Consider the following 7,185-nt stretch of genomic DNA (forward strand, 5'->3'; position numbering starts at 1 on the left):
GGAGGGGCGGCCATGATCGCCAAGCACGTGCCGATGCGCTCGCTTGGCAAGAGCGACTTCGCGGGCCTGGCGAACTACATCACCGACGCCCAAAGCAAAGACCACCGGCTGGGCCACGTGCAGGCGACGAACTGCGAAGCCGGTTCCATCCAGGACGCCATCACGGAGGTGCTGGCGACCCAGCACACGAACACCCGCGCGAAGGGCGACAAGACCTACCACCTGATCGTCAGCTTCCGGGCCGGCGAGCAGCCCAGCGCCGACACCTTGCGCGCGATTGAGGAACGCATCTGCGTCGGGCTGGGTTATGGCGAGCATCAGCGAATCAGTGCCGTCCACAACGACACCGACAACCTGCACATCCACATCGCCATCAACAAGATTCACCCGACGCGGCACACGATGCACGAGCCGTACTACCCGCACCGGGCGCTGGCGGAACTCTGCACGGCCCTGGAGCGCGACTACGGCCTGGAGCGCGACAACCACGAGCCGCGCAAGCGCGGCGCGGAGGGCCGGGCCGCCGACATGGAGCGGCATGCCGGCGTTGAAAGCCTGGTCGGCTGGATCAAGCGCGAGTGCCTGGACGAGATCAAGGGCGCGCAGTCCTGGCAGGAACTGCACCAGGTCATGCGCGACAACGGAATGGAGCTGCGCGTCCGCGCCAATGGCCTCGTGTTCGAGGCCGGCGACGGAACGATGGTGAAGGCGAGCACAGTAGCCCGCGACCTTTCCAAGCCGAGCCTGGAGGCGCGGCTTGGCCCGTTCGAGGCTTCGCCCGAACGGCAGGCGCAAACCACCGCGAAGCGGCAGTACCGCAAAGACCCCATCCGCCTTCGCGTCAACACCGTGGAGCTGTACGCGAAGTACAAGGCCGAGCAGCAGAGCTTGACCACGGCGCGCGCCCAGGCCCTGGAGCGCGCCCGGCATCGCAAGGATCGGCTGATCGAGGCGGCCAAGAGGTCGAACCGCCTGCGCCGCGCCACGATTAAGGTGGTCGGCGAGGGCCGCGCGAACAAGAAGCTGCTGTACGCCCAGGCGAGCAAGGCCCTGCGCAGCGAAATCCAGGCGATCAACAAGCAGTTCCAGCAGGAGCGCACGGCCCTCTACGCCGAGCACAGCCGGCGCACGTGGGCCGACTGGCTCAAGAAGGAGGCGCAGCACGGCGGCGCCGACGCCCTGGCCGCCCTGCGCGCCCGCGAGGCGGCCCAGGGCCTCAAGGGCAACACCATCCGGGGCGAGGGCCAGGCGAAGCCCGGCCACGCGCCGGCGGTGGACAACATCACGAAGAAGGGGACGATCATCTTCCGCGCCGGCATGAGCGCCGTGCGCGATGACGGTGACCGCCTGCAAGTCTCCCGCGAGGCCACGCGCGAAGGGCTGCAAGAAGCCCTGCGCCTGGCGATGCAACGCTACGGCAACCGCATCACCGTCAACGGCACGGTGGAGTTCAAGGCGCAGATGATCCGCGCCGCCGTCGATTCCCAGCTACCCATCACCTTCACCGATCCGGCTCTTGAGAGCCGGCGGCAGGCGCTTTTGAACAAGGAGAACACCCATGAGCGAACCGAAAGACCAGAGCATCGAGGACGAACTGGACGCGGCGCTGGCGGCCCTGGACAGCGGCCCGCTGCCGACCAGCACGCTACCGGAGCCGCAGCCGTCGCCCGAGCAGGCGACGGCCGGCCAGCCGCCGGCCGAGGCGACCGCGCCGACGCCGGCCTTCACGCCGCCACCGTCCACCGGAAGCCCGACGTTGGACGCCTTGGAAGAAAACCGCCGCCCCAAAGCCAGCACCGTTTGCGAGCACTGTCCGAACTCGGTGTGGTTCGCATCGCCGGCGGAAGTGAAGTGCTATTGCCGCGTGATGTTCCTCGTCACGTGGAGCAGCAAGGAACCCAACCAGATCACGCACTGCGACGGGGAATTTCTCGGCCAGGAACAGGAGTAGGCCAGACGCCGCCGGGCGTCGCCGCCGCCGACAAGTACATCGCCGAACGCGAGGCAAAGCGCCTAAAAGGTTTCGATATACCGAAGCATTCCCGATATACTGCCGGTGATGGTGCGCTCACGTTCCAGGGCACCAGGACTATCGAGGGCCAGGCGCTGGCCCTCTTGAAACGAGGTGATGAGGTCATGGTTACGCCCATCGACCAGGCCACGGCCCGGCGCTTGACGCGCATCGCGGTCGGCGATGCCGTCTCGATCACCGCGAAAGGCTCCATCAAAACGTCGAAAGGAAGGAGTAGATGAAGATCAAGATGAACAACGCGGTAGGGCCGCAAGTCCGAACCGCCAAACCGAAGCCGAGCAAGCTGCTGCCGGTGCTGGGCGCGGCCTCGATGGTCGGCGGCCTCCAGGCCGCGACGCAGTTCTTCGCCCACACGTTCGCCTATCACGCGACCCTCGGCCCCAACGTGGGCCACGTGTACGCGCCCTGGTCGATCCTGCACTGGACGTACAAGTGGTACAGCCAGTACCCGGACGAGATCATGAAGGCCGGCAGCATGGGGATGCTGGTTTCGACCGTGGGCCTGCTGGGCGTGGCCGTGGCGAAGGTCGTCACGTCCAACAGCTCGAAGGCGAACGAGTACCTGCACGGCTCGGCCCGCTGGGCCGAGAAGAAGGACATTCAGGCGGCCGGCCTGCTGCCACGCGAGCGCAACGTCCTGGAGATCGTCACCGGCAAGGCCGCACCCACGGCTACCGGCGTGTACGTGGGCGGCTGGCAGGACAAGGACGGCAATTTCTTCTACCTGCGGCACAGCGGCCCCGAGCACGTGCTGACCTACGCGCCCACGCGCTCGGGCAAGGGCGTCGGCCTGGTGGTGCCCACGCTGCTGTCGTGGGGCGCGAGCAGCGTCATCACCGACTTGAAGGGCGAGTTGTGGGCCTTGACCGCCGGCTGGCGGCAGAAGCACGCCAAGAACAAGGTGCTGCGCTTCGAGCCGGCCAGCACCTCGGGCGGCGTCTGCTGGAATCCGCTGGACGAAATCCGCCTCGGCACCGAATACGAGGTGGGTGACGTGCAGAACCTTGCCACGCTGATCGTTGACCCGGACGGCAAGGGCCTGGACTCGCACTGGCAGAAGACCGCCTTCGCGCTCCTGGTCGGCGTGATCCTGCACGCGCTGTACAAGGCCAAGGACGATGGCGGCACCGCCACGCTGCCGTCCGTCGATGCGATGCTGGCCGACCCGAACCGGGACATTGGCGAGCTTTGGATGGAAATGGCGACCTACGGGCACGTAGACGGCCAGAACCATCACGCCATCGGCTCGGCGGCCCGCGACATGATGGATCGGCCCGAGGAAGAAGCCGGATCGGTGCTGTCCACGGCCAAGTCGTACCTGGCCCTGTACCGCGACCCCGTGGTGGCCCGCAACGTCAGCCGGTCGGACTTCCGCATCAAGCAGTTGATGCACGAGGACGACCCGGTAAGCCTCTACATCGTCACCCAGCCCAACGATAAGGCCCGCCTGCGGCCGCTGGTGCGCGTCATGGTGAACATGATCGTGCGCCTGCTGGCCGACAAGATGGACTTCGAGGGCGGCCGGCCGGTGGCGCACTACAAGCACCGGCTCTTGATGATGCTGGACGAGTTCCCGAGCCTCGGGAAGCTGGAGATCATGCAAGAGTCGCTGGCCTTCGTGGCCGGCTACGGCATCAAGTGCTACCTCATCTGCCAGGACATTAACCAGCTCAAGAGCCGCGAGACGGGCTACGGCCACGACGAAAGCATCACGTCGAACTGCCACGTGCAGAACGCCTACCCGCCCAACCGCGTCGAGACGGCCGAACACCTGTCCCGCCTCACCGGGCAGACCACCGTGGTGAAGGAGCAGATCACGACCAGCGGCCGCCGCACGGCGGCGATGCTGGGCCAGGTGTCGCGCACTTACCAGGAAGTGCAGCGGCCCTTGCTGACGCCCGACGAATGCCTGCGCATGCCGGGGCCAAAGAAGAACGCCCAGGGCGAGATCGAAGAAGCCGGCGACATGGTGATCTACGTCGCGGGCTACCCGGCGATCTACGGCAAGCAACCCCTGTACTTCAAAGACCCAGTGTTCTCGGCACGCGCCGCGATCCCTGCGCCCAAGGTCAGCGACCGCCTGCGCGCCGTCGCACAGGCCGAGACGGAAGGGGAGGGCATCACGATATGAGCCGCATCCTGAAACGTATCGCGGCAGGCGTCGTCATCGCGGGCGTGGCCGCCCTGCTGCTGGCCGCCGGCGGCTATGCCGCCGGTGCCCGCGTGAACACCACCAAGAGCATTCCGGTCGGCCTGTACTGGACGAGCAGCGCGCCGGTGGAGAAGGGGGCCTACGTCCTCTTCTGCCCGCCGCAGCTCGGCGTGTTCGATGACGCCAAGGAGAGGGGCTACATCGGGGCCGGCTTCTGCCAGGGCGGCTACGGCTACATGATGAAGCGCGTTTTAGCCGCTAAAGACGATGCCGTCGCCGTCGCCGATGACGGCGTGCGCGTCAACGGCGAGCTGCTGCCCCTCAGCGCGCCGATCAAGGCCGACAAGGCCGGTCGGCCGCTGCCGCGCTATCAGTCCAACAGCTACACGCTCGGCAATTCCGAGGTGCTGCTTATGTCGGACGTGAGCGCCACATCCTTCGACGGCCGCTACTTCGGCCCGATCAATCGTTCGCAAATCAAGACCGTGATCCGTCCGGTCATCACCTGGTAGGGAGACACACCATGCGCCTTTTCATCGCAGAAAAGCCGTCCGTCGCCAAGGCCATCGCCGGCGAGCTGGGCGCGACCGGCAAGGGCGACGGCTTCATCGAGTGCGGCACCGACAAAGTGACCTGGTGCTTCGGGCACATGCTCGAACAGGCCGACCCCGACGAGTACACGCCCGATGACGTGCCGCGCGGCCAGTCCGGCAAGAAGGTCTGGCGCGTCGATGAGCTGCCCATCATCCCCGAGAGCTGGATTCTCAAGCCCAAGGACGACGCGAAGAAGCAGCTCGCCGTGATCGGCAAGCTGCTCAAGGAGGCCAAGGAGATCGTCAACGCCGGCGACCCCGACCGCGAAGGCCAGTTGCTGGTTGACGAAGTGCTGGAGCACTTCCGCAACAGCAAGCCGGTGCGCCGCTTTTGGGTGAGCGCGCAGGACTCCGTTTCCGTCAAGCGCGGCCTGGCCGCGTTGAAGGAGAACACCACCTATGCAGGCTGGGCCGACGCTGCACGCGGGCGGCAGCGCGCCGACTGGCTGATCGGCATGAACCTCAGCCGCGCGTACACGCTGCGCGCGCAGCGCGGCGGCTCGCGCGCCCTGCTGACCGTGGGCCGCGTGCAGACGCCGACGCTGGCCCTCGTGGTCGCCCGCGACCGCGAGATCGAGGCATTCAAGGCCGTGCCGTACCACACCATCCGGGCGGTGGTGCAGCACGCCGGCGGCAGCTTCGCCGCCGCATGGAAGGCGAAGGAGGATCAAGCCGGCCTGGACAGCGAAGGCCGCCTTGTCGATACCGCCGTCGCCGACGCCCTGGTGGCCGCCGTCAAGGGCCAGCCGGGCACCATCGCCGCGTACAAACAGGAGGCCAAGAAGCAGAACCAGCCGCTGGCCTTCGCCCTGTCCGACATTACGGCACTGGCCTCGGCCAAGTTCGGCTACAGCGCCGAGGACGTGCTGAACACCTGCCAGGCGCTCTACGAGACGCACAAGCTGACCTCGTACCCGCGCACCGACTGCGCCTACCTGCCGGAGTCGCAGCACGCCGACGCGCCGCGCGTGCTGGAGGCGATCAAGCACGTCAACCCCGAACTGGCCGGCCTGGTCGATGGTGCCGATCCGCGTATCAAGTCCAAGACGTGGGACGACTCGAAGATCACCGCGCACCACGGCATCGTGCCGACCATGCAGAAGGGCAGCAAGGCCGCCCTCAGCGAGCGCGAGCGCAACATCTACGACCTGATCGTGCGCGCCTACCTGGCGCAGTTCTACCCGCTGCACGAGTACATGCAGACCACCGTGGGCGTCGAGATCGCGGGCGAGAACTTCGCCGCGAGCGGCAAGGTAGTCACGCGCAACGGCTGGCGTGACGTGTACAGCCAGGCCGACGAGGAAGGCGAGAAGGACGAGGACGACGACAGCGGCACGCAGGCCCTGCCGTCGATGGCCCAGGGCGACGCCGTGATCTGCACGGACGCCACCCGCAAGGACGCCAAGACGAAGCCGCCAGCGCGCTTTACCGAGGGCACGCTGATCCGCGCGATGGAGAACATCCACAAGTTCGTCAGCGATGCCGAGCACAAGAAGATGCTGCGCGAGGGCGACGGCATCGGCACGTCGGCCACCCGCGCGTCGATCATTTCCGAGTTGAAGCGGCGCGAGTTCCTGGCCGTCAAAGGCAAGCAGATCATCAGCACGACCCTCGGCCGCAGCGTCATCGACGCGCTGCCCGAGGTTGTGAAAAGCCCGGTGCTGACCGCGCTCTACGAGCGGATGCTGAAAGGCGTCGAGCAGGGCACGGCCGCCCTGGACGCCTTCATCACGAAGCAAGAGACGTTCATCCGCGACCAGGTGGCGAAGGCCAACAGCGGAGCCGTGACCATCGCCGGCGGCAAGGAAGCCGCGCCGGTGTCATCCCTTCACAAGTGCATGGCCTGCGGCAGCGGCTTGTCGCGCCGGCCGAGCAAGAAGAAGGGGCAATTCTGGTGGGGTTGCAGCAACTTCCCCACATGCAAGCAGACCTACCCCGACCTCAAGGGTCGGCCCGACTACAGCAAGGGCCGCAACGGCCAGGCATCCGAATGACCACAGCGAAGGAGATCGACCATGAACGAGCAAACCACCACCAACACCGCCGCCCACGACGAGCCGCTGGCCGTCCTGCCGCCGGTTGACGACGACGCCGCCGGCCGCGAGGCCGTGCGCGAGAAGATGGCCGACGCGCTGACGCCCGGCTTCCAGGTCGAGTTCGACCCCGACGAAGCCGAGCGCGTGGGCGCGTTCGTGGAGGACGCGCTGTCCGAGCAGGACGCCGCCGCGAGCGGCGACGACCTGGTGGAAGTCGATGGCGCGCTGGAGCCGGCATTCCTGGACGACGAAGGCCCGAGCGCCGACATCCCGCCGTTCATCACCACCACGAACGCCCGCGAGCTGTACGACCTGCGGCCCGGCGAGACGGTTGCCCAGGCCGCCGCGCGCAAGGCGTCGGAGGGCTGACCC

Annotated in this window: 5 protein-coding genes; all 5 read left to right on the forward strand. The window is 67.1% G+C overall.

Going from position 1 to position 7,185, the window contains the following annotated elements; genetic code table 11:
- Positions 1–12 precede the first annotated feature (12 nt).
- Genes traI through ACGHX3_RS21115 form a run of 5 tightly spaced genes read left to right on the forward strand, consistent with a single transcriptional unit; the run spans position 13 to position 7,182 of the window.
- The gene (gene traI, locus ACGHX3_RS21095) at positions 13–2,253 is read left to right on the forward strand and encodes a TraI/MobA(P) family conjugative relaxase (protein WP_394697560.1); all 2,241 of its coding nucleotides are present in this window, start codon (positions 13–15) and stop codon (positions 2,251–2,253) included.
- On the forward strand, positions 2,250–4,163 hold the full coding sequence (locus ACGHX3_RS21100; protein ID WP_000694765.1) for a type IV secretory system conjugative DNA transfer family protein: 1,914 nt from the start codon (positions 2,250–2,252) through the stop codon (positions 4,161–4,163). The genes traI and ACGHX3_RS21100 overlap by 4 nt, the downstream gene beginning before the upstream one ends.
- Positions 4,160–4,696, forward strand: a complete 537-nt coding sequence (traF, locus tag ACGHX3_RS21105; protein ID WP_006122512.1) for a conjugative transfer signal peptidase TraF — start codon at positions 4,160–4,162, stop codon at positions 4,694–4,696. The genes ACGHX3_RS21100 and traF overlap by 4 nt, the downstream gene beginning before the upstream one ends.
- A gap of 11 nt (positions 4,697–4,707) precedes the next feature.
- Complete coding sequence (locus ACGHX3_RS21110; RefSeq protein WP_394697561.1) at positions 4,708–6,771, forward strand: DNA topoisomerase III; 2,064 nt, start codon at positions 4,708–4,710, stop codon at positions 6,769–6,771.
- A gap of 21 nt (positions 6,772–6,792) precedes the next feature.
- Entirely contained in the window at positions 6,793–7,182 is a 390-nt protein-coding gene (locus ACGHX3_RS21115) for a protein TraD (RefSeq protein WP_006122510.1), read from the forward strand.
- Positions 7,183–7,185 lie beyond the last annotated feature (3 nt).

Source organism: Pseudoxanthomonas japonensis (assembly GCF_043632995.1).
GTDB lineage: Bacteria > Pseudomonadota > Gammaproteobacteria > Xanthomonadales > Xanthomonadaceae > Pseudoxanthomonas_A > Pseudoxanthomonas_A japonensis.

Coding starts and splice junctions, on each gene's coding strand:
- traI (WP_394697560.1), top strand. CDS start 13: ATGATCGCCAAGCACGTGCCGATGCGCTCGCTTGGCAAGAGCGACTTC.
- ACGHX3_RS21100 (WP_000694765.1), top strand. CDS start 2,250: ATGAAGATCAAGATGAACAACGCGGTAGGGCCGCAAGTCCGAACCGCC.
- traF (WP_006122512.1), top strand. CDS start 4,160: ATGAGCCGCATCCTGAAACGTATCGCGGCAGGCGTCGTCATCGCGGGC.
- ACGHX3_RS21110 (WP_394697561.1), top strand. CDS start 4,708: ATGCGCCTTTTCATCGCAGAAAAGCCGTCCGTCGCCAAGGCCATCGCC.
- ACGHX3_RS21115 (WP_006122510.1), top strand. CDS start 6,793: ATGAACGAGCAAACCACCACCAACACCGCCGCCCACGACGAGCCGCTG.